This window comes from Thalassotalea coralli (assembly GCF_055786205.1).
Genome location: NZ_JBVVBK010000004.1, coordinates 41,772 through 65,781 on the forward strand (window position 1 = coordinate 41,772; position 24,010 = coordinate 65,781).

Consider the following 24,010-nt stretch of genomic DNA (forward strand, 5'->3'; position numbering starts at 1 on the left):
AGAAGGACATAAAAATGTTAAAGAAAACTGTTAAGTCAATTTCATTAGCCGCCGCGATAGCTGCTTCATTAACTGCAACAGTCGCTCCTGTCGCACAAGCAGGTACTGACGCTTATCTAGGCGAAATTACCATGGTGGGGTTTGGTTTTGCACCGCGTGGAACTGCTTTTTGTAATGGTCAACTTTTGGCAATTTCCTCAAATAGCGCTCTTTTCTCTCTGTTAGGTACAACCTACGGTGGAGATGGTAGAACAACATTTGCATTACCGGATTTACGAGGTCGTACCGCTATTCATCCAGGACAAGGCCCAGGATTATCAACTTATGCTTGGGGGCAACGTGGAGGACAAGAGCGAGTCACTTTAACCATCGCTCAAATGCCTGCTCATAACCATGGTGCTACAACGACACTTAGTAGCTTGCAAGTGAACTTACACGGCTACTCCGGTACAGGCGATTCAGGTACGCCTGACGGTACAGTGCTTTCAACTAAGAGCCGAACTGATATATACAGTACTAGTGCGCCTGATGTTACGATGAGTTCAGCTGCCGCGACTGTCTCTGGTAGTGCCTCAACGACTGTTACTAATACCGGTGGTTCTCAGTCTCACGAAAATCGCATGCCATATTTAGGCATCTATCACGTTATAGCGACAGTGGGTACATACCCGTCTCGTAATTAATTTGTGTTCAGTATCAAAAATCGCTGTGTTTACAGCGATTTTTTTTTGCACCTATAATGTAAAAAAGCGAGAAAGCAGGGAATAGTAGAGTCATTTATGTCAAATTTATTAGTAATAGCCATTAGTTTAGTTGTTATCTTTCTTGGAACGGAAGCATTCGCTAAAAATAAACAAACGGTAACTCAGCAAGGTGATAGCCAAAACACAAAACTTGAGAAAGCACTATCACTTATAAAGCAGCAAGAGTATATCCAAGCGTCGAAGCTCTTGAAAACGTTAGCCAAGAATGAAAATGATGGTATTGCACAGTGGTTACTTGGTGATATGTATTTCTATGGAAACGGTTATAACGAAGACAAGAAAACGGCATGCCAGTGGTATGAGAAGGCAGCTAAAAAAGAAATTCCCGTAGCTTTAGACCGTTTAGGTAACTGTTATTTAAAAGGGCATCATCAAAAAAGAGACATTGGTAAAGCAATAGATAGCTTTGACTTGGCCACACAGCTTGGCCATCATATATCTTTATGCAATATCGCGGATATTTATTATCAAGGAATTGAAACTAAAATAGACGTGAACAAAGCCATTGCGTTATGTGAAAAGTCAGCGATGCAAAGCTCTTCGCCCGCTATGGTTCGTGTCGGTAAAATGTATTTAAATGCTCAACGAGATGACGGAATAAAATTAGCGACTCACTGGTTTCTAACGGCAGCAAATTTTGAAAATCCTGAAGCGTACTACTTTCTTGGTAAAATAAATCGAGATGGTTTGGGCACTAATGCTGATGTCGACAGTGCCTTACATTGGTTCGAAAAATCAGCAACATTGGGTTATTCTCCCGCCTACATAGAAACAGCTAAGATTTACGCGAATGCGCCTAAAGATCCAGAGTCTGGTAAATGGCAAGAAGCAGCGTTAGCTAAAGCTTATGTTTGGGGAAAGGCAGCGAAGTTGAGCGCAACAGCACTAGATGAACAAAGTGAAATAAGCGAGCTAATGCATAAAGTTGATAAAGAAATGCCAGTAGGATGGAGGCCGTCGTTAGACCAAAAAGTTACTGAACATTTAAGCAAATTCTAGCTTTAGTCAGTAAACTTTGTCATCAAATTTGGTCGCCAAGCGCATTGGCTGCAGCCGATTGTACTTTTAGGCTTTTGTCATTTTTCATGGCATTGGCAAGCAAATGCTTTGAAAATTCAATGTCGAGGTGATGTGAAAGAATCTCGATGGCATATAACCTGTTGTCTTCTAGTGGCTCTGAAAATAGTGCCTGACCTAGCGTTCTAATGGCATTATCTGTTCTTATAATACCAAGAGCCCTAATCGCTTCTTTGCGGACTTGTGCTGAGTTATCGCCAAGCCAGTTTGCTAGTTGGGTAATATGTTTCTCATCTGTTAGTTCTCGAATAATTTCAATTTTGTTTGCTATTTCAACCCTAGTGTTTTCTTCTAGCTGAAATTTTTCAGTTGTATTAAAGGCGTTATTTTTTAAGACACCGTCAGTATACCTATAAGCTTGTGCAGCCTCTAGATTAGCGTTGATATTGTTGGTAGAAGTAGGGTTAGAAGAGTCGCTTAACTCTTGTTTTGAAGGCTCACGTGTGTTTTCAGCTACAGTCTCAGTTAAATTCACTGTTGTAGGTTGAACTGTATTTAGCGTCTTACCGAATAGAATTCCTAAAACAAAAGTGAGAAGTAAACTGATAAAAATAAAAAGTTTATTCATCGCTTTTTTGCTCCTCTCTAACTCGTGCTTAGAGAACTACATGACGAAATAATAAAATAACATTTGACTATGAGTGATGGCAAACGAAGTCTATTTACTACTTAGTTTCCTTGTAAAGTGATGATGACGTTTCTACCGGAAGCGTAATCTCTGTGTTCACCTAGATATATACCTTGCCAGGTTCCTAGAAGCATTGTGCCTTGATGAATGGGAATAGTTAACTGGCAGCCTAATGTACTCGATTTGATGTGCGCAGGCATATCATCGTCGCCTTCGTAAGTATGTTGATAGTAAGGTGCTCTTTCCGGTACAAACTTATTAAAATGTGCTTCCATGTCACTACGCACTGTCGGAACAGCATTTTCGTTGATGGTGAGTGAAGCAGAGGAGTGTTGTAAAAATAGGTGTAATAGACCTGTTTCTACAGGTTGAAACGTATCGAGTGCCCTTACTACGTTATTAGTAATTAAATGAAAGCCACGAGGCTTCGCAGGCAAGGTTAGTCGAGTTTGCTGCCACATAATAGATTGAGTCGTTTTAAAGCAATAAAAACAATATTATCCTACTATAACCATGACTAAGAGTTAGGTAAACAACTGTTAAACACTCAAAAATTTAAGGTAAGTTTCAATCTTGTTCCTTCAAGTATAAAAAAAGCGCACATCATTGTGCGCTTTTGACTTTGATTATCCGCAGTTTTTTAAAACTTGAAGCTATGTAACTTAGCGATAAGCTCCATTGAGTTGATATCTGTAGATTCCATTTGATCTGATAAGTCTTGCGATTTATCAACCGTTTTGGTCGCTAGATTATCAATATCAATAAGAGATTGATTCATTTGGCCAGCCGTTAATGATTGTTGATTTACGGTTGAAGCAATGTCGACAAGATGCGTATCTAGCTCTGTCATCGAATCTCGCATTTGCGTAAATATGCTAGTGATGTTTTCCGTATAGCTTTTACCTTCGCGTGCTTCTTGCTGGCTGCGATCCATCACTTGGTTTGCATTTTGAGCGGCAGTTTGCAGCTTAACGACGATATCTTGAATGTGCGTAGTAGACTCTTGCGTACGAGAAGCTAAACCTCGAACTTCGTCAGCAACAACAGCAAATCCTCGGCCATGTTCACCGGCCCTAGCTGACTCAATAGCGGCATTTAAAGCAAGTAAATTGGTTTGCTCGGCAATGGTACTGATCACTTCGATAACTTCACCAATGTGTTGAGTTTCAACGGCTAACTCAGAAACTACTTGCGTAGCATTTTCAATATGCTCAGCTATATCGGCAATTTTATCTGTTGCTTGCTTGATAATGCTGGCGCCAGAGTCAACGCTTTCTTTAGTTTCGTTCGCGATGCCTGCTACATCGTTTGCTCGTTGCGCAACGTGCTCAGAGGTTTGTGTCATTTCTGTAGAAGCGGAAGATACACAATCTAACTGTAGTTTCTGCTCTTCGATAAAACCTCGTGCTTCTAAAGAGGCACTGCGTGCTTGATCAGCATTGTCTTTGAATTGCATGGCAACTTGGTCAGATTCTTTTACAAGCGTTTGGATTTTCTCTACAAATACATTAAATCGTTTCGCAAGTTCGCCAACTTCATCTTGACGGCGAATTTCTATTCGTTGGGTTAAATCCGCAGACCCATGGCTAATATCGTGCATTGCTTGTTGTACTTGAACAATTGGCTTCATTTGGAAGTTGACAATAAACCAAATAAGCAAGCCAAGTACTAAGATAAAAATCAACGTAGATACAAGATTGTCGATTACCGCACTATTTACTTTTGCGTCGATTTGGCTTTGTGGGATCATCACTGCTACGTTCCAGTGAACTTCAGGTACTTTCCTATCAAATGGTTTGATATAAACTTTATATAACTCACCCTGCCAAGTAACCGTACTTTCCATTTCCCTCATTTGATTACTTGAATAGTCATTCCATAAACTGTTAAATCCACCGGCTTCGTAAGTATCAAAAACACTATCTACGTCTTTTAAGTGAAGTTCACCAACACCTTTTTTCAGCATTTGTTCAGACATATCCGGGAAGTTAACCATAGTGCCTGTGTCACTCACTACAAATACTTGAACATTGTCATATGCACTAGAAACGTTGGCTAATGTTTTATTTACATCAGCTAAGTTCAAATCAAGACCAGCGGTACCGATGAGCTCATTATTCGCATTGTAAATAGGTGACCTGAAGGTCATCAAGATGTTGCCATCATTATCTAAATATGGGTCATTAACGTAATGATTCATCTGACTTAGAAACTCGTTCCAGAAAGGACGTTTGTTTATGTAATAATCAGGGTCATTATTTTTTCCTTTAGATGAAAAATACTCCCAAGTTTTAGTCGTAGTGATGAATAACTCAAATACGCTTGGGTCTAGTTTCATTGCATCGACGAAATAATCGGTGACTTCTTTCCACTTTGGTAACTCTTCACGGGTTTTACCACGGACTTCAATAGACTCAACAGCCTCTATTGTCGCTGGGTGAGTAAAAATTGCATCTAATTGGTTATTTCTAGAGTAGAGAAGTTGGTTTAAATTGCTAGTTAACTGGGTTAAAACACTAGAAACTTCTCTAGCGTTTTCATCTTTTGCTTCAGCTCGAATAACTGATACATGGTAAGTTGAAGATAAAATTGATAGGACCAATAGCCCTGTTAAAATGCCGAATATGAGTTGTGCAGCAAAACTGCGCTTTAAAAACCCCATTCCACCCCCTACAAAAAACTCTTGAATAAAAATAAGTTATCAAACGCTTGTTTGAATTTGTAACGTATATTAACAAAATAGGCTTGTTTACAAAACAAACAAACGCGCTCTGAAACAAACGAGATACAGTCGCTCCTAGCAACTTAAATCTCGTTACCTTGTTCTAAACCGTGTAGCTATTTAGCAATAAATTACTAGATCACTTATCGAAGCTAAATTCTATGTAAGCTTTTCCGTGAGGAGAATTAAGAGGGATGATAACAATAGGCCCATCTGCTTTATGATTTATTGTGTGATCTTTACCTGATACAACCATAGGGGTCGCCATATCAAATTCAAATCCTTTTTCACTCAGCATGCGTTTTGCACCACCTGTCACCATATTGGTGATTTCACCAACTAGATCGGTTATTTCATCATTGACTTCGTCTGGTGCTTCACCCACCATGTTTTTCATTGTCGCAAGTGCTAAAGGAGCATCAAAAGTTATAGAAAGAGAGCCTTTGGTTTGCTCACTTACCATGCCAATTAATCCTGAAACATCGCCCATTGCAACTTCGTTCTTTTTTAATTTTGGCTTTTCAGGTGACAATTCCATTTGTGCCATTGTAGACATCACATTTAGCATTGAAGACAAAAACGGGTTAATAAACTCTACATTCATGAAATTACTCAAAGCCTTATATTGTTTTATTAATTTATTGCTAACCTTGATAGTAACAATATTCTATTTAAATAATAAAGCGCTAATTTTATACTGATGAACGCTTTATTACTTCTATTGCTCGCATTACCTATAAGTATCGGCAAGTCTTCGATGATTTACCACTATATTTGCTAATTTTTATAAGTTTTCTTTAACTACTTACTTTTTTACAAAGCTAATTTAACTTTTCAGTTACTTACACTTAGCGCAAGCACCATGTGCTTCAACAATTTGGTTCATTATTTGAAAACCTTTTTGCTCAGCTAACTGACGCAAAGATTTATCAAATTCATCTGATTGAATTTCATCTACATGCCCACATTCATCACAAATTAATAATTGTACTGGGTGATTACAGTCGCCAAAGTGGTGACACATGATAAAAGCATTAATCGATTCAATTTTATGAACAAACCCCTGTTTACTTAAGAAATCTAAGGCGCGATAAATCGTCGCTGGTTTTGCAGCAGGATCGGTTTTCTTTAGTTGATCCAATAGATCGTAAGCACCAATTGCTTCATCATTTTCAGCAAGCAATCTAAATACTTGCTCGCGCGTAGGGGTAAATCTTGCGCCTTTACTCGCGCAGTGCGCCTTTGCTTGCTCTAGTTGTTTGTTAATTTTCGACATCGTCAAATTATGTATTTTGCTCTCTTGAGGATAACCTTAACCATTTTTTAGTAGCTAGCCAAGTAATAACAATAAGTTGATTAAAGAAAAGTTGTTTAGATCAACTTATTATTTACCCATTGTTAATTAATAAAACGATTAGTGAAAGAAGTAGTGCAGCAATGTATAATTTCACGCACGGCGTTTTCTTAATTTACAAATAGGATAATTTGTAAAGGTTTGAAGGCAATACTTCTTAAATAATCGGCATGCATCGTCGATTAGAGCCTATGAACCTTGGAACCCTCAATACCATAAATAAATTGCTTAAATAGGTCGTTAAATCCGTGAGTACCCTAAATTCTTCTGCTGAAAATTGTAATAACGTTTTGGCAAGTTCCAGTCATAAATTAAGTATTGCCCCAATGCTTGATTGGACAGATCGTCATTGCCGATACTTTTATCGAACCATGACTAGTAATACTGTGCTGTATACTGAAATGGTAACGACGGGAGCTATTTTATATGGCAAAGGGGATTACTTAGGCTTTAATGAAAGTGAGCATCCACTAGTGCTTCAGTTAGGCGGTTCAAATGTTAAGGATATGACTGAGTGCGCCAAAATTGCTGAGCAAAAAGGGTACGACGAGATAAATATAAACGTTGGTTGCCCGTCTGATAGAGTGCAGAATGGTCGCTTTGGTGCATGTTTAATGGCTGAGCCAGAGCTTGTTGCACAATGTGTTGATAGCATGAAGCAAGCGGTGAATATTCCTGTCACGGTAAAATCTCGCATTGGTATTGACGATCAAGACAGTTATGCTTTTTTAACTCAGTTTGTTGAAACCGTTAAAGCGGCTGGCTGCGAACATTTTATTATTCATGCTAGAAAAGCATGGCTTAGTGGTTTAAGCCCTAAACAAAACCGCGAAATTCCGCCGCTAGACTACCAGCGCGTTTATCAAATTAAGCAAGATTTCCCTGATATTCAGGTTTCTATTAATGGCGGTATTAAAACCTATGAAGAGTCACTTGCGCACTTAGCGCACATTGATGGTGTAATGATAGGCAGAGAAGTGTATCAAAACCCTTATATGTTGGCACAAGCAGATCAAACGCTTTGGCAAAGTGCTGAAGCAATTAAATCACGAGCGCAAGTTATTGCTGAAATGAGTGACTATATTGAAAAGCACCTATCAGATGGCGGCCGTGTTTGGCATGTTGTCCGTCACATGCTGGGTTTGTGTAATGGTCTAGCCGGAGCAAAAAGGTTTCGTCGTCACTTGAGTGAGCAATCTGGGCGCGAGGGGGCTGATAGTAAAGTGCTCGAAGAAGCTTATGCGTTGGTGCAAGCATTAAATGAGTCTGAGTTATAAGTGAAAATGTCCTGAAATCGGGAATTGCTATTCCGTTTTCAGGAATTTATCTCGATTTGTAAAATTTGATTTTATTTAATAGTTGGTGAAATTAACTAATATTACAGCTTTTTAGCCATATCAACATATTGCCACTTGAGGTATGTCTATATGTACCAAAAATGTAAAAATTAAATTTTGAATAAAAACAACAAGATATAAAAAACCTTAATTAGTGGCACAACCTTTGTACTAGTAACTGCATCTTATTTATTATCGAGTAATGGAGATTGCAGAAAATGCTTAGTTTATTCACCGTGAGTTTAATAATGTTAGTGCCAGCGTTAGGTCTATTAGCACTATCAATGATTTTGGGTATGGTTGAATCAAATGATTCAGCAGAATCATTAATTCTCATTCAAGAATAACCCTAAATGAAGCCTGCAGTTTTTCTTTAATAACGAGTTAAGACAGCTACCTTTCTATTTACAGTCTCGGTGTCTTTCGCTAATTTTATATAAATTTCTCTATATAAAATTATCGGATAGATTCAATGTACACTCATTTAATATCCACGAATGAACTACAACAACTCCTTTCTATCGGACAGGTAAAAGTATTTGACGCTAGCATAAAACCTATTGCTGGCATACAGGCTTGCAAGCCATCCTGGCCTGAAGCAAGTATTGATACTGCCCAACGTTTCGATTTAGAAGAACATTTTTCTCGAGTGGGTGCTCCTAATCCTCATACTCGAATACCTGAATCTGAACTTGTAGAAAAAATGTATGCATTAGGTTGCGATAATAATAGCCAAATTGTTGTTTATGACAATGTCGGTATTTTTAGTTCGCCTAGAGCTTGGTGGATGTTAAAAAATGCTGGGTTTAAGAATGTAGCTGTTCTGGATGGTGGACTGCCTAAATGGTTGAAGGAGGGGCGGGAAACATATCCAGCAAACAATGAGCAGGTTAAATTTAACCAGGTTGAACCGCACGTAAATGTAGATTCTTACAATGACAGGTTTTGTGATCATCAATATGTTTTACAACAAATAGAGCAGAGTTCTTCTACTGTTGTAGATGCTCGCGCCGAAGCACGATTCAATGGTTTGGTAGATGAACCAAGAGCTGGTGTTAGAAAAGGGCATATCCCAAATGCGGTTAATCTCCCGTTTAGCACATTACTCACCGATGGGTGCTTTAACTCAGTTGAACACTTGTCAGATTCCTTCTCCATATTCAATGATAAAGAACAGGAGCTTATTTTTAGTTGTGGCTCAGGTATAACGGCCTGTGTACTTGCGTTAGCGGCAGATATGCTAGGTTTTAGCCAATTAAAAGTTTATGACGGATCATGGTCTGAGTGGGGATCTAATACTAACCTTCCTATTGAGTAAATCTAGCATGGTTAAATTGACTATATCCTTGGTCAATTTAACCATAAATTAGTTTGACATAATATGTCCTTATCCCATCTTGAATTTCAATAAAATTAATAAATATCATTAAAACAACCACTTAAAACTTTTTTCCGTGTTGGCACGTTGATTGATTATGTTATCCCACAGGTTAGTTACCTGAATTTTTATCACTAATTTGAGGGAGAAAAGTTATGAATCGTCTAGGCCGTACATGTTCATTATTGGTCCTAGTAGTAGGGTTAGGATCAATCACTACCGTTTCAGCACAACAGAGCGATATAGAAAAACAGTTAACTCAGTCATTGAATGAACACCAGAAAATGTTGAGTGAATCAATCGCACAAAGCCTTAAAGCGTCGATTAAGAAACAAGTAACTAACGGGTTAAAAAAGTCAGCGCAAGTTGACCTGAAAGACTCGCAACTTATCGTCAAAATTAACAAACAAGTTAAAAAATAATTTATCAAAATTAGCCACTTAGGAGCACTATTATGGGAATGTTTTCAAGATTTACTGATGTAATTAACGCTAATATCAACAGCCTATTAGATCGCGCTGAAGACCCTGAAAAAATGATCAAATTGATTATTCAGGAAATGGAAGAAACCTTAGTGGAAGTTCGTACAACAGCCGCAAAACATATTGCTGAAAAGAAAACCTTGTTACGACAAACACGAAGCCTTGAAAAGCAAATAGCGAATTGGCAAGAAAAAGCTGAGTTGGCTATTGGGAAATCTCGAGATGATTTAGCTAGAGCTGCTTTAGTTGAAAAACAAAAGTGTCAGCAAGAATTGGCTACCCTCAATGAGGAAATGGACACATTAGAAGAGTTGTTGACGGATGTTCAACAAGACAGCCAACGCTTACAAGAAAAGCTTAACGAAGCTAAGCGTCGTCAGGAGTCATTTGCATTGCGTCAAGAATCTGCACAAGTTCGTTTGAAAGTTCGCGAAAAAGCAGCGGTGTATAACATTGACCAGGCAATCTCTAAATTTGAACGTTATCAACAAAAAATTGATGAAGTTGAAGCAAAAGTTGAGGCTTATGACATGACTAATAACCAGGATCTGGCAAGCCAAATCGATGCATTAGAAACTGACGAAAATGTTGAACAAGAGCTTAGTGAGCTGAAGAAGAAAGCAGCGAACGGCTAATTTAGACAGAGCGCTCTGTAAACAGGAGCGCACTTAACTTTCTTTAATAACATAAGAGGTGATATATGCGTTACTCAGATAGAAACCAAATTTTTAAAAGCCAAATAGATAAAAAACTTTCAGGTGTATGTGCTGGATTAGCTAACTATTTTGATTTACCCGCATGGGGTGTACGTGCCGGCGCGATCGTTTCTTTATTTATGTTTCCTATGGTAACTGGCGTAGCCTACATCACTGCAGCAATTTTACTTCCTACTCGCCGTTAAATTTAACAATCATATTTACTGTTTCATTTACACAGAGGTTTGGACAATGTCATTTTTCAAAGCACTTGTACTCGCTGTTTTAGCGACGTTATTTATTACCTATGCTCTCGGAATGAGTTTTATCGAGCTACTTGATATAGATTTATATATGGATGACCAACTAATTGAACCTTTAAAAGCAATTAGTATCTCAGCATTAGTCGTGGTTTTATTAGTTGTTGCTGCAGTATTCATCGTATTGAGTGTTTTCGGCACATTAGTATTTGTTGGACTTATCGTTGCAGGCACGATTGGTATGGTTATGATTGGCGTGTTTTGGCCGATAGTTTTAGCCGCTATTATTATTTGGCTTGCTTGCCGAGATAATAAACGACCACACTATAATTAAAGGAATAAATAGGAATAATAACAAATGAAGAAAACGATATTAGCTGCTAGCTTGTTGCTTTGTGTAACAGCTAGTGTGGGCGTTTATGCCAATGACCTTTCAGCAGTAAAAGCGTCTTTAGATAAAGGTGAAGTTAAAAATGCGAGTTCTCTTTTTAAAGGTTTAACTAAACAAGATAAACAGACTGTCGAAGGAAAAATTCTTACTGGTCGTTTTTTGTTGGAAAACGACGAAACAGAAGATGCCTATGATTACTTCGAAGATCTTACTGAATCCCTTCCTAAAAATATTGAAGCACATTATTACCTGGGTGTTAGTTCCGTGATAATGGCCCAAAAAGCCAGTATTTTCTCCAAAATGGGTTATGCCAAAGACTTTCTTGCATCAATGGAAAAAACATTAGCACTTAAGCCTGAGCATGAAGGGGCATTGAATTATCTCATAGGCTTTCATTTGAATGCTCCGAGTATCGCTGGTGGCGACAAAGAGCAAGCACTAGCTTACGCTGAAAGTCTTGCTACATTTGATGAGGTTGCAGGCGCTAAGCAAATTGCTAACGTTTATTGGGCAACTGAAAAATCGAATCTTGCGTATGAGAAGATAGCAAATGCTATAGAAGCCAACCCGGAAATAGGAGAGCTTTACTTTTCTAGAGCGGTTGCTTACATCAAGGATGAAAAGTGGCAGCAAGCAAGTGACGATTTAATCAAAGCTGTTGCTCATGCCAAAGATGAAGATGAAAAAGCGCAGGCTTTGTATCAACAAGGTAAGGTTTCTGCGGAGTCAGGTTTGAACATTGAGCTAGGGTTAGATTCGTTGAAAGAGTCTTTGCCTATTGCCTCAGAGAGCTTTATACCTTGGGTTCATTACCGTTTAGCGGAGTTATATGTACATCAAGAGGACTGGAAGCAAGCAAAAGCACAAGTGAGCAGTATTGATGTTTCCGACGACAAGGAACTAAGTAAAAGAGTTAAAAAGCTAAAAAAGAAGCTAAAGAAACATAAGGTTTAATGTTGGTCAAAGAGGAAAGTACCTCTGTTTTGAGGTACTTTCATTGATTAGTTAAAGAATGAAGCGAGTATTTGCTGGCAAGTGTTAGTTTTGACTAACCGGGTAAACTCAATTGCTTCTTCTTCCAGTGCCTGAAGTACTTGAGGTCGCGTGGCTTGCTTCATCAATTTTCGACTCGTTATAACAGCGTCGTTTGGCAAACCAGCTACCCTTTCAGCTTGACTTAATGCAGTGTCGAGCAGTGACTCGCTAGGGACGATTTGATTGACTAGCCCTAATTCATGGGCTTTTTCACCAGAGAAGGTGTCGCCAAGTGCTAATAATTCGAAAGCCTTATTATGGCCGAGTTTCAAAGGAAGAAGTACGCTAGATGCAGCCTCGGGGCAAAGACCAAGTTGGCTAAAAGGGAGTTTTAGTTTGGCGTCTGCAGTGGCAAAAACTAAGTCGCAATGTAATAGCATGGTGGTACCAATACCAACAGCTGGCCCAGCGACTGCAGCAATAATGGGCTTATTAAAGTTTGCTAAAGCTTTGACAAAAGTAAATGCAGCGAGCTCTTCGCTATTAGCGTGTTTCATGAAGTCAGCTAAATCGTTACCTGCACAAAAGCAGTGCTCATTACCTTGAATGAGAACGCAATGAACGCTTTCTTCAGTACTTGCATGCTTTAACGCAGATGTCAGCGCCAAATACATTTCAGTGTTTAAAGCATTTTTTTTATCGAAACGATTAATTGTAATAACAAGAAGGTTATTCTTATAGTGAGTGTGAATTAAATTATCCATTTATCATTTGCTTAGTTACAATACCCCAGTAACCTTAGTATGGATTGATTAGGAAGTATAGCTAGATATGAAAAACAATATAAAATTATTGGTAAGCAACCATTGGCTCAATTGGAAAAAAGTCTTCTCTTTTTTAACGCTTATAGCTGCGTCCCTGTCTGTGCAAGCAGCCTCTAGCGTGTCTATTGAAAATGGACACGTTAGGGAAACAATCCCGGGAACAAAAGTGTCATCTGCCTATATGGATATTACCAATAAAGGCGATAAAGATATTAAGTTGGTGAAGGTTACTGGTGCTGTAAGTGATCGTATCGAAATTCATGAACATGCTCATGTAAACGGTATGATGAAAATGCAACAAATTAAATCGCTAAATTTGGCCGCAGGAGAAACTGTTAAGTTACAGCCTGGTGGTTATCACATTATGATTTTTGATTTAAAACAGGCTCTTAAAAGTGGTGAAAAAGCCTCGTTTGTCTTTTATTTTTCCGACGATAGTAAACAAGAGGTAGAGTTACCTATCGAAAGTATTATTCGCAAAAAGAAACCGGCTGAACACCACCACCATCACTAGGGGGATGCAATGACGTTTAATTTTTCAACTAAAACGATAGTTTCGACTGTCGCCGCAGTTTTCGCTTTTTTTTATTTACTTGGCGTCTATTGGAGTTTTGAACCATCGGCTCTAGATATTAAGCAAGAAGTGATTACGGCAGCACAAGCGGAAAACGCTAAGCCCGTTGTAGGTTACACGACGACTACTGCTTTAATTAGAGTGGCTGAAACCTTGTTAGATAAGCCAGGGGGCTATTTAGCAAATGATGCATTACCGCCATCAGTCTTTCTAGACAACATTCCTTCTTGGGAGTTTGGCGTATTAGAAATGAGTAGAGACATGGCACTTGTTATGCGCCAAGAATTTAGTCGCTCTCAATCACAATCCGTTGAAAATAGTCATTTGAAAATAGCGCAGCCTAGATTAAACATTGATCATAAAAGTTGGGCGATGCCTAGTGCCGAAAGTGAATATCGCGAAGCGATTAAATCTTTATACGCCTATCGCTCTGAGCTAACTGATGTAAATACTCAGTCTTCACAATTTTATGCTCGTGCAGATAATTTACGAGATTGGTTAAGAGAAGTAAGTAAAAGGCTTGGTAGTTATTCGCAAAGATTAAGTGCAAGTGTTGGTCGTGATCAGCTGAACGTTGATTTAGCCGGTGATAGTGTCGCGACGCAATCTACTGCCTCTGCTAGCCAACTTCAACTTAAAACCAGTTGGTGGCAAATAGATAATGAATTTTACGAAGCTCGAGGAGCTTGCTGGGCACTTTTACATTTTCTTAGAGCTGTTGAAATAGATTTCAACGATGTACTTGAAAAGAAAAATGCAAAAGTTAGCTTACAACAAATTATTCGTGAACTAGAAGCCAGTCAACAAGCTATTTGGAGTCCTATGATTTTAAATGGTGACGGTTTCGGCGTTCTTGCTAATCACTCTCTAGTGATGGCTAATTATATTTCAAGAGCCAATGCCGCTCTTATCGATTTAAATGAGTTACTAAGTCAAGGGTAAATTAAATGAAAAAAACATGTCTTGTTGCCATGTTGGCAGCAACATTTTCAGTTTCTTCAGCAGCAGATACATTGGGCTTGTACATAGGTGGGCAAGTGTGGGATGCACAATTTGATGGTATCTTAGGTGAGAGCGGTAACCAAACCGACTTTAACCTTGCAAAAGAAAAGCAAACCAACTTCTATGTCGCATTTGAACATCCAATCCCATTAATTCCAAACGCGCGTATCGCTTCTACAACGATGGATACAACAGGTTTGACCACATTAACCAGTGATATCGATTTCGGTGGTGAAACGTTTGCTGCTGGCAGTGAAGTAGATACAGGTTTCGATGTTAGTTATGTTGACTACACCTTGTATTACGAGATTTTCGATAACGGGTTATTCTCATTTGATATTGGTTTAACTGGTCGTGACTTTAATGGCGACATCATGGTGTCATCTTCAGTAAACACTGCTCCTGTTGGCGAAACTCCTGTTTTAACGACTGTTACAGGAACGATGAACACTGACGAAATAGTGCCTATGGTGTACGCTGCTACGTCTATTGGTTTACCTTTAACGGGGTTAAGTGTGTTTGGGGAAGGCAACTTTTTATCATTTGGCGATCACACCATTTATGATTACCAAGTAGGTCTAAGCTACGCTTTAGTTGATAATATTGCAGTAGATTTTAATCTTACTCTTGGTTATAGAGCTGCACAAATCGACTTACAAGATGTTGACGGCCTATACTCAAATCTTGATATTGACGGTGTATTTGCTGGCGCTGTTTTACATTTCTAATCCTCGCATTTTTAGTTGAAAATATTCTACAAGCAGTTAATCGATAATAACTCGGTTAACTGCTTGTTTGTTTTCTACTTAATAAAAATGCAAAAGATTAAAAAATAAGCGTGATCTTGAAAAAATAATTCTGTATAATCCTGCGCTCCCTAACGTTACAAATTGTCTGCTTTAGTTTTTCCCAAACGGGTAGGCAAGGGGCTCGATACTCGAAGGGGTAAAGGCGAAGCCTTATTGAACGGCAACCTTAGGGTTGTTTTTTAAGTAACATTTTTAATATTGGGTTTTTCAAATGAAAACTTTTGTAGCTAAACCAGAAAGCGTACAACGCGAATGGTTTTTAGTGGACGCTGAGAATAAAACTCTTGGTCGTATCGCTACTGAAATTGCACGCCGTTTACGCGGTAAGCACAAGCCAGAATACACACCTCACTGTGACACAGGTGACTACATTGTTGTAGTTAACGCTGAGAAAGTGAAAGTTACTGGTAACAAAGCGAAAGGTAAAATTTACTACTCGCACACTGAATTCCCTGGTGGTTTAAAGCAAATTAGCTTCGAAAAGCTAATTGACAAAGCGCCAGAGCGTGCGATCGAATTCGCTGTTAAAGGTATGCTTCCAAAAGGTCCTTTAGGCCGTGAAATGTACCGCAAGCTAAAAGTGTATGCTGGCCCTGAGCACAAGCATGCTGCACAACAACCACAAACATTGGAGCTGTAAGCAATGGCTGATAATCAATATTACGGTACTGGTCGTCGTAAGAGCTCTACTGCTCGTGTGTTCATGAAAGCTGGTAGTGGTGCAATTACAATTAACAAACGTGACATTTCTGAGTACTTCGCTCGTGAAACTGCTCGTATGGTTGTTCGTCAACCTATCGAACTAGCTGAATTAGCTGACAAGTTTGACTTTAACATCACTGTAGTTGGTGGTGGTAGCACAGGTCAAGCTGGTGCAATTCGTCACGGTATCACTCGTGCTCTTATGGAGTATGACGAGACTCTACGTAGCGAACTACGTAAAGCTGGTTTCGTTACTCGTGATGCACGTCGTGTTGAACGTAAGAAAGTTGGTTTACACAAAGCACGTAAACGTCCACAATTCTCAAAACGTTAATTCGTTTTATCTTATGTCAAAAAGCCAGCATATGCTGGCTTTTTTTATGCCTAAAAGTGATTAAAAAATGCACTCCTCTAAATTGAAATAATTCTTATTCCGTATTAAAGTTTATAGCTTCGTATACAATACACATCAAACCTAACACGTTTATAAGTAGGTAACGCCATGAAATATCGTATGAGCTTCGGGTACTTTAATATTCTCGATAATAATATTGTCGAAGTCGTTGGCGATGAAGGCGTACTATTTACTTTAGAAATGATAGAAGAATGCCATCAGTTCGTAGATGAGCATATCCAAGGTGAATTTGGAATGTTGGTTAATCGCATCAATAACTATGACTATGAATATGGCGCGAAGCTCAGCATTGCTTCTTATGAGAATTTAAAAGCACTGGCTTTTGTTGTGTATTCAAAAGATGGGCTAGCTGTTACAGAGAGCTTAAACAAAGCGCGAGAAATGGATAATTGGAATACAAAAGTTTTTTCAGGGCTTGAGCTAGGTTGGCAACAAGCTTACAAGTGGCTACAACACGAGTTGGCAACAGAAGAGGTATAGCCTTTTTCTGTCTTACACAAAGAGAAAGCAACCTCAAGAAAATGAGGCTGCTGTTGATATCTTATAACTGAGCAAAACAGCGGTCTGCTGCTGCTAATGTATTCTCAATATCTTGTTCTGAATGTGCCGTCGACAAAAAGCTTGCTTCGAAAGCTGAAGGTGCAAGATATACGCCTTCATCTAACATTAGGTGATAAAACTTCTTAAAACGCTCAGCGTCACACTCGGTCGCTTGTTTGTAAGTCGTTACTTTCTCGTCAGAGGTAAAAAAGAAACCAAACATAGCACCCACATAATTAATAGTTAATGGGATATTGTGCTTATCTGCGGCCGCTTTAAAGCCTTTAGCAATTTTCTCTGTAGCAGCTACTAGTTTTTCATAATGTTCACCATTTGAAAGCTCGTTAAGCGCTGCTAAACCTGCTGCCATAGCAATTGGGTTACCAGATAATGTTCCTGCTTGATAGACCGGCCCTACTGGCGCGATAAAGTCCATTATTTCTTTTTTACCACCAAAGGCGCCTACTGGCATACCACCACCAATAACTTTACCTAGCGTGGTTAAGTCTGGTTCAATGTTGTAGTGAGCTTGTGCTCCACCTAAAGAGACACGAAAGCCTGTCATTACTTCATCAAAAATAAGTACAGACTTATATTGGTCACACACTTGGCGAAGTCCTTCCAAGAAGCCTGGAACTGGTGGGATGCAGTTCATATTGCCGGCAACAGGTTCTACAATAATACAAGCAATTTGATCGCCAACTTCACTGAACACTTGCTTCACTTGCTCGATATCATTAAAGCTAACTGTTAACGTGTGTTTGGCAAAGTCTTCTGGAATGCCTGGAGAATTTGGAACGCCCATCGTTAACGCGCCAGAGCCAGCCTTTACAAGTAAAGAGTCAGCATGACCGTGATAACAGCCTTCAAACTTTAAAATTTTATCTCTACCTGTGTAACCGCGTGCTAGACGAATTGCACTCATCGTCGCTTCTGTACCTGAACTTACCATACGTAGTTTTTCCATTGACGGTACAATTTCACGCACTTTATTAGCCATGGTAATTTCAAGTTCTGTTGGCGCACCAAAACTTAAGCCTTTCTGAGCGGTTTCAATAACGGCATCAAGAATAGCTTTATTGTTGTGACCAAGAATCATCGGCCCCCAAGAGCCTACGTAATCGATATATTCTTTGCCGTTAGCATCATAGATATAAGCGCCATTCGCTTTTTCTATAAAACGCGGTGTTCCGCCTACGCCGTTAAAAGCACGTACAGGTGAGTTCACACCGCCTGGAATAACTTCTTTTGCTTGATCAAATAATTGTTGCGATTGGTTCATTTGCTTCTCGTCTATCACATTTTTTTAGGGGTGTACCAAGTCACTGGGCGTTCATATTGTGTAAGTTTGTCTTCTACGCCTAACGTCAGGGCAAATAGCGCCATTCTTACTAGTACACCATTTTGAGCTTGTCGGAATATAGCCAAGTTATCTAATTCGTTTAAATCGGTATCTAGTTCATTTGCTTCTGGTCTAGAATCCCTTGGTAACGGATGCATGATTACCGTGTGCTTTTGACAGTATTGACGGTAAGTTTCATGATTTAGGCTGAAGTGGCCACGGTATTTATTGGCTTCTTCAACACTTGGAAAACGTTCTTGCTGGATACGTGTTTGGTAAATAACGTCACAAGCAAGGTTACCTTCTACTTTGTCTGTTAAAGTAATTTGGTGTCCTGCATTGTCAAGAATGCTAATCACATTATCAGGCATTTGCAGTGCGTCTGGCGCAATCATGGTGATCTTTACGTCTTTGTATAAACTTAATAACTTAGACAAAGAGTGTACGGTTCTACCGTGTTTAAGATCACCCATTAACGCGATATTGATACCGTCTAGAGATTTGCCATGAGGCCTCATTTCAGACTCTATGGTAAATAGGTCTAATAGCGCTTGTGTCGGATGCTCATTGGCGCCGTCACCGCCATTAATCACAGGCACGTTACTACCTAATGAAAATTCACTAACAGAGTGCATTTTAGGGTGACGCATTGCAATAACATCGGAATAGCCGCTAATCACTCTTGCGGTGTCAAATAATGACTCGCCTTTACTAAGAGAAGAATTCTCTTCACCAACCGTTTCTCTTACAAAGCCACCTAATAAGTTAAACGCAGTACCAAAGCTAACACGGGTTCTGGTACTAGGCTCAAAGAATAGATTGTTTAAAATCGCACCATCTAATACGTGACAACGCTTTTGGCGCATGGCATATGGCGCCATTTGAGCTGAAACTGAAAGAATTTTTGAAATAGCTTCACGATCAAACTGTGAAACTGACAGGATATGGCTACCCTCGAAGGTCATCATGGCTTTTCCTAATTCATCTTATTTAACCGCAAATTTCGGTTAAAAATAGGGGAATAAAATCCGCGGAAATATAGCATAAAATGGTTTAAATTAAAATTGCGGTTTAACGTAAGCCAAGATGACGCAAGCAAATAAAATTAGAACAGGTACTTCATTAAAAATTCGGTAAAACTTTGCTGACTTTTTGTTTTTATCGTCTCTAAAATCAGCGACCAATTTAAAGCAATACAGGTGATAAAAAACTAGAATAATAACTAAGGTAACCTTTATGTGTAGCCAAATGGACGTAGCAAACCATTCATAGCCATACTGGAAGATTAACGATATACCCAGTGCTATGGTAAGTAAGGCAAATGGGGTAACAAAATACAGTAATCGCTTTTCCATGCCTTTTAGACGCTCGCTAACATCTTTACTGTCTGTTTCTGCGTGGTTAACGAATAGTCTCGGTAAGTAAAAAATACCGGCAAACCATGCGACTATAAAACTGACATGTAGGGCTTTTAACCAAAGAATTGTCATGAATGTGTTTTTCCTTCAAGTAAATAGTTTCTAAGTTGTGAAAAAGTCACAATGCCTAAAATATTATCTGGTGTATTTTCATACACGTAAATCCCACCTTGTCGCGCATCTATCAAAGCATTATAAGCTTCGGACAATGTTGCTCGGCTACTCATAGGCAAAAGTACGTGCTTTTCAAAATGCGCTAAGTTTCCGTGACCATCAAAAACTGGAGAGTGCCAGTTAAAACTTGCCTGTTTTTCGGGGACTTTAGAAATGATGACTAACTTGCCGTCTTGTTCTTCGTAAAGGGGCTTTAAAGCGTCAAACTTTGTCGTATGCACGATCTTAAAGTTATCTTGCATTACGCCTAGCACACCGATGCGCTGCAACGATTTTTCAATGGGCGGTTGACGGTACAATAGTTTTTGAACTTCTAATTGCATAATAAACACACTACGGTTCTTTAAAAACTGCCCCGATGCAACACATGCCGTAGAAATAACTAACATAGCCGGAAGTATGATTTCGATTTGATTTGATAGCTCAACTACAGCTAATAGCGCGGCTAATGGCGCATTTAGCGTTGCGGCCATAAAGCCTGCCATCCCCATTAACGCATAGTCTGTTGTAAACTGCTGCCCAGGGACATACAAGGCTATTAAATGGGCGGTTGCCACGCCAGATAGCGCACCAATAAACAAAATAGGGCCAACCACGCCGCCCGGTACACCTAACCCTAGGGCCGTTGTGGTCATCACTAATTTGGCAACCAGTAAACAAAATATAAAAATAGCGGGGGACATATTTAGGCTATTTTCTTGATCAAATTTGAAGTCTAAACTCACCGCCTCGGGAAGAAAAAAACCAATGATACCGGTAATTAACGCTGCTATTAATAACCTTTTAGGCAGTGAATATAGTTGTGAGAAACCAACGAGTTTGGTCAATGATAAATTGAAGCTAGAAGACATCATCCCTAAGATTAAACCTAAGACGATAAGTAGCGGAAAATGTTCAATATCTAAGGAAATGGTATTGAAGAATTCATAATCATGAGCAGGACCAAATACCGCTTGTGTCATCATTGAGCCAATCAGCGCTGCAATCATAATAGGAATAAATATATAAACTTTATATTCACGCAATATAACTTCCATCACGAAAATTACCGCTGCAACAGGCGTATTAAAGCTAGCTGATATTCCTGCTGCTATACCACAGGCACATAAGGTGCGAACTGCGTTATAGGGTAAGCCAAGTTTATTTCCTAAATAACTGCTGCACGCCGCGCCTAAATGCACGGCTGGGCCCTCGCGCCCTACGGAAAAGCCACTGGCGATAGCAGATGCGCTGCCAAAAAATTGGTTAAAGGTATTGCGAAATGGGATCACGCCATAAGCGACTTTTAAGCGGTTTAAAACAAAGGGAATGCCGGTTCTTAAGTATTGGTAACCCGTAATTTTTCCGAGCAGCAAAATAATTGAAACACCAAAAAGAGGTATTAATAAACGACTAAAACTGTCAGAATTGATATACTCAGCAATATAATGAAGATAAAAATAGCTGAGTCCTTTAATTGTAAGGATAAAGAGGATCACCAGTAGGGCAGAAGCAAAGCCACCTGTTGCAGCGAGTAAACAAAGCTGCCAAGACGTTTTAGGTTGTGCTAAGTGCTTTTTTAAAATGAGTAAACGGCTCATGCTCAACTTAGTGATTAATATTGTTATTTTGTAGTTATCATAATACTTTTCCTATGAGTTGGTTAGCAAAAATAAATTTACAAGCATTAGTTGAGCGATTAGGGAGCTTTCGTTCAGCCCTGTTATTATTGCTTTTAATAGCGGTATGTTTGTTCTGTGGTTATAGAATAGGTAATTTTTTTCATGGTTATCAGCAACAAAGCTTAAAACAGCAACAACAACGACTTTCTTATCTGTATCAACAAAATGAAGAGCAGTTAAGACGTATTCACACTCTTGAGGTGGAGCTAGAAGTTGAACGCTTAGCGAACCAAGAATCGCAAAAAATGCTGAAAGACATAGAAGAACAGCATTACCAAGTTAAAACACAACTAGGCTTTTATGAAAAAGTCATGGCTCCCGAGAAACAAGCTGATGGCTTAGTCGTTGATAATTTTGCGATCACCCCAACAGCAAGTGCAAACCACTATCGATTTCAAGTGGTATTAGTGCAACAAAAAGTCAAAAAACGCTACGCTAAAGGTCATATCGTTGTAGAGTTCATAGGTAGTCAGGAACTTAAACCTAAAAAACTCAATTTATTGCGTGTTTCGGAGTTAAGTAAAGAAGATCTAAGCTTTAACTTTCAATACTTTCAAATTATAGAAGGTGAAGTAACGCTTCCTGATGGTTTTGAGCCAGAAAAAATAGCGTTAGCCGCCGTATTGCCAAAAAGTAAATGGCAAACCTTTCAACGGGTAGATAAATCTTATCGCTGGCAAGACGTTATCGAAAATGTTACCCAAACCTCTTCGCTAATACTTGATTAAATTAGTCAAGTTTAAGATAATTAGTGCCGTTGTTTTCGTCAGAATGAAAGAGTTATGTCAAACCCAGAAGTCCCAATTAAGTTTACCGACGCTGCCGCTAATAAAGTTCATGCGTTAATTACTGAAGAAGAAAATCCTAACTTGAAGTTACGCGTTTATGTAACTGGTGGTGGTTGTTCTGGCTTTCAGTATGGTTTTACTTTTGATGAAAAGGTAAATGACGGTGATATGACGATCGAAAAGCAAGGGGTAACCATGGTTGTTGACCCAATGAGCTTACAGTACCTTGTCGATGGTGAAGTAGACTACATCGAAGGACTAGAAGGAAGCAGATTCTTGGTTAATAACCCTAATGCAACAACAACTTGTGGTTGCGGTTCTTCCTTCTCTATCTAGTTAAATGTTACAAGTTTTTCAAAAGGCTGCCTTGCGCAGCCTTTTTTGGTTTTAGCTAGTAATGTTTGGAGTCTAAGTCTCCACAAAAGCCTTTTTTAGACCAAATGAGGCTCTAGAAATGCGTTATATTTATATAGGAAAATGTTGAAATTTGTAAACAAGGGTGTTTTTTTGTCGCAAATGGCATAAGCTCTAATTTGATGTAAAAAACTTCGAATTTGCTCTTCTCTTCACAAGGATAGAGATTACTCACTCTGAGTAAGCAAAGTTAGTTAGGACGAACAATGAATAAGCTAGTATCTTTTTCCCGTTGGCTGTCTCAAAAGCCTTATGTTATTGCGCTCTTTATTTCTCTCATTCTCTTTTTTTGGATGGCTAGTGGCGTTACTAAGACTCCGACAAATCCAGATCTGCAAACAGATAAGAAAGAGGTTATCCCTCAAGTAAAAATTAAAACTTTATCAGCGACTAAAGTTCAAAACACCATCGAGCTATATGGGCGTACTGAGCCTCATCGAGTCACGACATTGAAGGCCGAAATTTCAGGACAAGTTGAAAATGTTCTTGCTAGGCGTGGCGCTTTTGTTGAAAAAGGTCAGGTCATTGCACAACTAGCCATCAACGATTTAGATGCTCAGTTAACGAAAAGTAAAGCTTTACTTGTTCAGCGTGAAATTGAATACAAAGGTGCGAAAAAATTGAATGCTAGTGGCTATCAAGGTGAAGTGCAGTTAAGTCAAAGCAAAGCAAATTTAGCCGCTATAAAAGCAGAAATAAAGCGCCTAGAGATAGCTATTAGTAATACCGTGATCAAAGCACCATTTTCTGGGGTATTGAATACACGTTATGTTGAGCAGGGAGACTTTGTTCAAGCTGGAGATGATATTGCGCTTATTGCTGATCTAAACCCTTTAATCGTCAGGGCATTTGCGACAGAAAATCAAGTGGGCAGCTTGTCGGTTGGGCAGGAGGCTTCGGTCAAATTACTAGATAAAGGAACCATTAGCGGAACTATACGTTATATTTCGAGTGTAGCAGATGACGCGACCAATACATTCAAGATTGAAGTACAACTAGACAACAGTCGCCATCAATTGGTCGCGGGTATCAGCAGCGAAATTAACATCGGCTTAAAAGAGGTTGATGCCATTAAAATTTCACCGGCATTACTTGCGCTCGATGAACAAGGAAACATTGGTGTTAAAACGGTTGAAAATAATCTGGTGGTTTTCACTCCTATAAACCTGATTAAAAGTGAAAGTGATGGTCTTTGGTTAACGGGGCTAGGCGCTAAAGCTGATGTGATAATTCTTGGGCAAGGTTTTGTGCGCGCCGGAGATCAAGTTGATCCGGTAAATTAAG

Annotated in this window: 29 protein-coding genes; 19 read left to right on the plus strand and 10 right to left on the minus strand. The window is 39.1% G+C overall.

The window, feature by feature from the left end; genetic code table 11:
* Positions 1-14 precede the first annotated feature (14 nt).
* Both ACOB80_RS11195 and ACOB80_RS11200 read left to right on the plus strand, forming a co-directional pair.
* Positions 15-683 (plus strand): phage tail protein, encoded by a 669-nt coding sequence (locus ACOB80_RS11195; RefSeq protein ID WP_473165920.1) that lies wholly within the window; start codon positions 15-17, stop codon positions 681-683.
* A gap of 96 nt (positions 684-779) precedes the next feature.
* A complete protein-coding gene (locus tag ACOB80_RS11200) occupies positions 780-1,763 on the plus strand; it encodes a tetratricopeptide repeat protein (RefSeq protein ID WP_473165921.1) in 984 nt (327 codons plus the stop codon).
* A 22-nt stretch (positions 1,764-1,785) separates the two neighbouring features.
* Here the strand turns inward: ACOB80_RS11200 and ACOB80_RS11205 are convergent, their stop codons facing one another.
* The 5 genes from ACOB80_RS11205 to zur all read right to left on the minus strand — a co-directional run bounded on the left by ACOB80_RS11205 (position 1,786) and on the right by zur (position 6,467).
* A complete protein-coding gene (locus tag ACOB80_RS11205) occupies positions 1,786-2,409 on the minus strand; it encodes a HEAT repeat domain-containing protein (protein WP_473165922.1) in 624 nt (207 codons plus the stop codon).
* A 101-nt stretch (positions 2,410-2,510) separates the two neighbouring features.
* Positions 2,511-2,933, minus strand: a complete 423-nt coding sequence (locus tag ACOB80_RS11210) for a secondary thiamine-phosphate synthase enzyme YjbQ (RefSeq protein WP_473166285.1) — start codon at positions 2,931-2,933, stop codon at positions 2,511-2,513.
* Positions 2,934-3,109: 176 nt separating this feature from the next.
* The gene (locus tag ACOB80_RS11215) at positions 3,110-5,131 is read right to left on the minus strand and encodes a methyl-accepting chemotaxis protein (protein ID WP_473165923.1); all 2,022 of its coding nucleotides are present in this window, start codon (positions 5,129-5,131) and stop codon (positions 3,110-3,112) included.
* Positions 5,132-5,330: 199 nt separating this feature from the next.
* Entirely contained in the window at positions 5,331-5,795 is a 465-nt protein-coding gene (locus ACOB80_RS11220; protein ID WP_473165924.1) for a chemotaxis protein CheX, read from the minus strand.
* Between the two features lie 234 nt (positions 5,796-6,029).
* Entirely contained in the window at positions 6,030-6,467 is a 438-nt protein-coding gene (gene zur / locus ACOB80_RS11225; RefSeq protein WP_473165925.1) for a zinc uptake transcriptional repressor Zur, read from the minus strand.
* 368 nt (positions 6,468-6,835) lie between these two features.
* Between zur and dusA the strand changes: the two genes are divergently transcribed.
* From dusA to ACOB80_RS11265, 8 genes are all read left to right on the plus strand, one after another.
* Entirely contained in the window at positions 6,836-7,822 is a 987-nt protein-coding gene (gene dusA, locus ACOB80_RS11230; protein WP_473166286.1) for a tRNA dihydrouridine(20/20a) synthase DusA, read from the plus strand.
* 278 nt (positions 7,823-8,100) lie between these two features.
* The gene (locus ACOB80_RS11235) at positions 8,101-8,229 is read left to right on the plus strand and encodes a hypothetical protein (protein WP_473165926.1); all 129 of its coding nucleotides are present in this window, start codon (positions 8,101-8,103) and stop codon (positions 8,227-8,229) included.
* 125 nt (positions 8,230-8,354) lie between these two features.
* A complete protein-coding gene (locus ACOB80_RS11240) occupies positions 8,355-9,200 on the plus strand; it encodes a sulfurtransferase (protein WP_473165927.1) in 846 nt (281 codons plus the stop codon).
* 215 nt (positions 9,201-9,415) lie between these two features.
* Positions 9,416-9,682: a hypothetical protein gene (locus ACOB80_RS11245; RefSeq protein ID WP_473165928.1), complete on the plus strand. Its 267-nt coding sequence runs from the start codon at positions 9,416-9,418 to the stop codon at positions 9,680-9,682.
* 32 nt (positions 9,683-9,714) lie between these two features.
* On the plus strand, positions 9,715-10,377 hold the full coding sequence (pspA, locus tag ACOB80_RS11250) for a phage shock protein PspA (protein WP_473165929.1): 663 nt from the start codon (positions 9,715-9,717) through the stop codon (positions 10,375-10,377).
* 65 nt (positions 10,378-10,442) lie between these two features.
* A complete protein-coding gene (locus ACOB80_RS11255) occupies positions 10,443-10,643 on the plus strand; it encodes a PspC domain-containing protein (protein ID WP_473165930.1) in 201 nt (66 codons plus the stop codon).
* Positions 10,644-10,689: 46 nt separating this feature from the next.
* Positions 10,690-11,031, plus strand: coding sequence for a hypothetical protein (locus ACOB80_RS11260; RefSeq protein ID WP_473165931.1), 342 nt, complete (start codon positions 10,690-10,692; stop codon positions 11,029-11,031).
* A gap of 24 nt (positions 11,032-11,055) precedes the next feature.
* Positions 11,056-12,042, plus strand: a complete 987-nt coding sequence (locus ACOB80_RS11265; protein ID WP_473165932.1) for a tetratricopeptide repeat protein — start codon at positions 11,056-11,058, stop codon at positions 12,040-12,042.
* A 47-nt stretch (positions 12,043-12,089) separates the two neighbouring features.
* Here the strand turns inward: ACOB80_RS11265 and ACOB80_RS11270 are convergent, their stop codons facing one another.
* Positions 12,090-12,827: an enoyl-CoA hydratase-related protein gene (locus tag ACOB80_RS11270; protein ID WP_473165933.1), complete on the minus strand. Its 738-nt coding sequence runs from the start codon at positions 12,825-12,827 to the stop codon at positions 12,090-12,092.
* Between the two features lie 67 nt (positions 12,828-12,894).
* Between ACOB80_RS11270 and ACOB80_RS11275 the strand changes: the two genes are divergently transcribed.
* The 6 genes from ACOB80_RS11275 to ACOB80_RS11300 all read left to right on the plus strand — a co-directional run bounded on the left by ACOB80_RS11275 (position 12,895) and on the right by ACOB80_RS11300 (position 16,869).
* Positions 12,895-13,401 carry a copper chaperone PCu(A)C gene (locus tag ACOB80_RS11275; protein WP_473165934.1) on the plus strand — a complete coding sequence of 169 codons (507 nt, stop codon included), beginning with the start codon at positions 12,895-12,897 and terminating at the stop codon, positions 13,399-13,401.
* A gap of 9 nt (positions 13,402-13,410) precedes the next feature.
* Positions 13,411-14,403 carry a DUF2333 family protein gene (locus ACOB80_RS11280; RefSeq protein WP_473165935.1) on the plus strand — a complete coding sequence of 331 codons (993 nt, stop codon included), beginning with the start codon at positions 13,411-13,413 and terminating at the stop codon, positions 14,401-14,403.
* 5 nt (positions 14,404-14,408) lie between these two features.
* Positions 14,409-15,191 carry a TIGR04219 family outer membrane beta-barrel protein gene (locus ACOB80_RS11285; RefSeq protein ID WP_473165936.1) on the plus strand — a complete coding sequence of 261 codons (783 nt, stop codon included), beginning with the start codon at positions 14,409-14,411 and terminating at the stop codon, positions 15,189-15,191.
* A gap of 292 nt (positions 15,192-15,483) precedes the next feature.
* On the plus strand, positions 15,484-15,912 hold the full coding sequence (gene rplM, locus ACOB80_RS11290; protein WP_473165937.1) for a 50S ribosomal protein L13: 429 nt from the start codon (positions 15,484-15,486) through the stop codon (positions 15,910-15,912).
* 3 nt (positions 15,913-15,915) lie between these two features.
* Positions 15,916-16,308 carry a 30S ribosomal protein S9 gene (gene rpsI, locus ACOB80_RS11295; RefSeq protein ID WP_473165938.1) on the plus strand — a complete coding sequence of 131 codons (393 nt, stop codon included), beginning with the start codon at positions 15,916-15,918 and terminating at the stop codon, positions 16,306-16,308.
* Between the two features lie 168 nt (positions 16,309-16,476).
* Entirely contained in the window at positions 16,477-16,869 is a 393-nt protein-coding gene (locus ACOB80_RS11300) for a hypothetical protein (protein WP_473165939.1), read from the plus strand.
* A 61-nt stretch (positions 16,870-16,930) separates the two neighbouring features.
* On the opposite strand, the gene hemL is transcribed toward ACOB80_RS11300, so the two are convergent.
* The 4 genes from hemL to ACOB80_RS11320 form a co-directional block, all read right to left on the minus strand.
* Positions 16,931-18,211 (minus strand): glutamate-1-semialdehyde 2,1-aminomutase, encoded by a 1,281-nt coding sequence (gene hemL, locus ACOB80_RS11305; RefSeq protein ID WP_473165940.1) that lies wholly within the window; start codon positions 18,209-18,211, stop codon positions 16,931-16,933.
* 14 nt (positions 18,212-18,225) lie between these two features.
* Positions 18,226-19,239 carry an aspartate carbamoyltransferase gene (locus ACOB80_RS11310; protein ID WP_473165941.1) on the minus strand — a complete coding sequence of 338 codons (1,014 nt, stop codon included), beginning with the start codon at positions 19,237-19,239 and terminating at the stop codon, positions 18,226-18,228.
* A 90-nt stretch (positions 19,240-19,329) separates the two neighbouring features.
* Positions 19,330-19,761, minus strand: coding sequence for a CopD family protein (locus ACOB80_RS11315; protein ID WP_473165942.1), 432 nt, complete (start codon positions 19,759-19,761; stop codon positions 19,330-19,332).
* Positions 19,758-21,443 carry a chloride channel protein gene (locus ACOB80_RS11320; protein ID WP_473165943.1) on the minus strand — a complete coding sequence of 562 codons (1,686 nt, stop codon included), beginning with the start codon at positions 21,441-21,443 and terminating at the stop codon, positions 19,758-19,760. The genes ACOB80_RS11315 and ACOB80_RS11320 overlap by 4 nt, the downstream gene beginning before the upstream one ends.
* A 53-nt stretch (positions 21,444-21,496) precedes the next feature.
* Here ACOB80_RS11320 and ACOB80_RS11325 point away from each other — a divergent pair, with 53 nt between their 5' ends.
* From ACOB80_RS11325 to ACOB80_RS11335, 3 genes are all read left to right on the plus strand, one after another.
* Complete coding sequence (locus ACOB80_RS11325; RefSeq protein ID WP_473165944.1) at positions 21,497-22,252, plus strand: DUF6776 family protein; 756 nt, start codon at positions 21,497-21,499, stop codon at positions 22,250-22,252.
* A gap of 54 nt (positions 22,253-22,306) precedes the next feature.
* Positions 22,307-22,648: an iron-sulfur cluster insertion protein ErpA gene (gene erpA / locus ACOB80_RS11330; RefSeq protein ID WP_473165945.1), complete on the plus strand. Its 342-nt coding sequence runs from the start codon at positions 22,307-22,309 to the stop codon at positions 22,646-22,648.
* Positions 22,649-22,932: 284 nt separating this feature from the next.
* A complete protein-coding gene (locus tag ACOB80_RS11335; protein ID WP_473165946.1) occupies positions 22,933-24,009 on the plus strand; it encodes an efflux RND transporter periplasmic adaptor subunit in 1,077 nt (358 codons plus the stop codon).
* Position 24,010 lies beyond the last annotated feature (1 nt).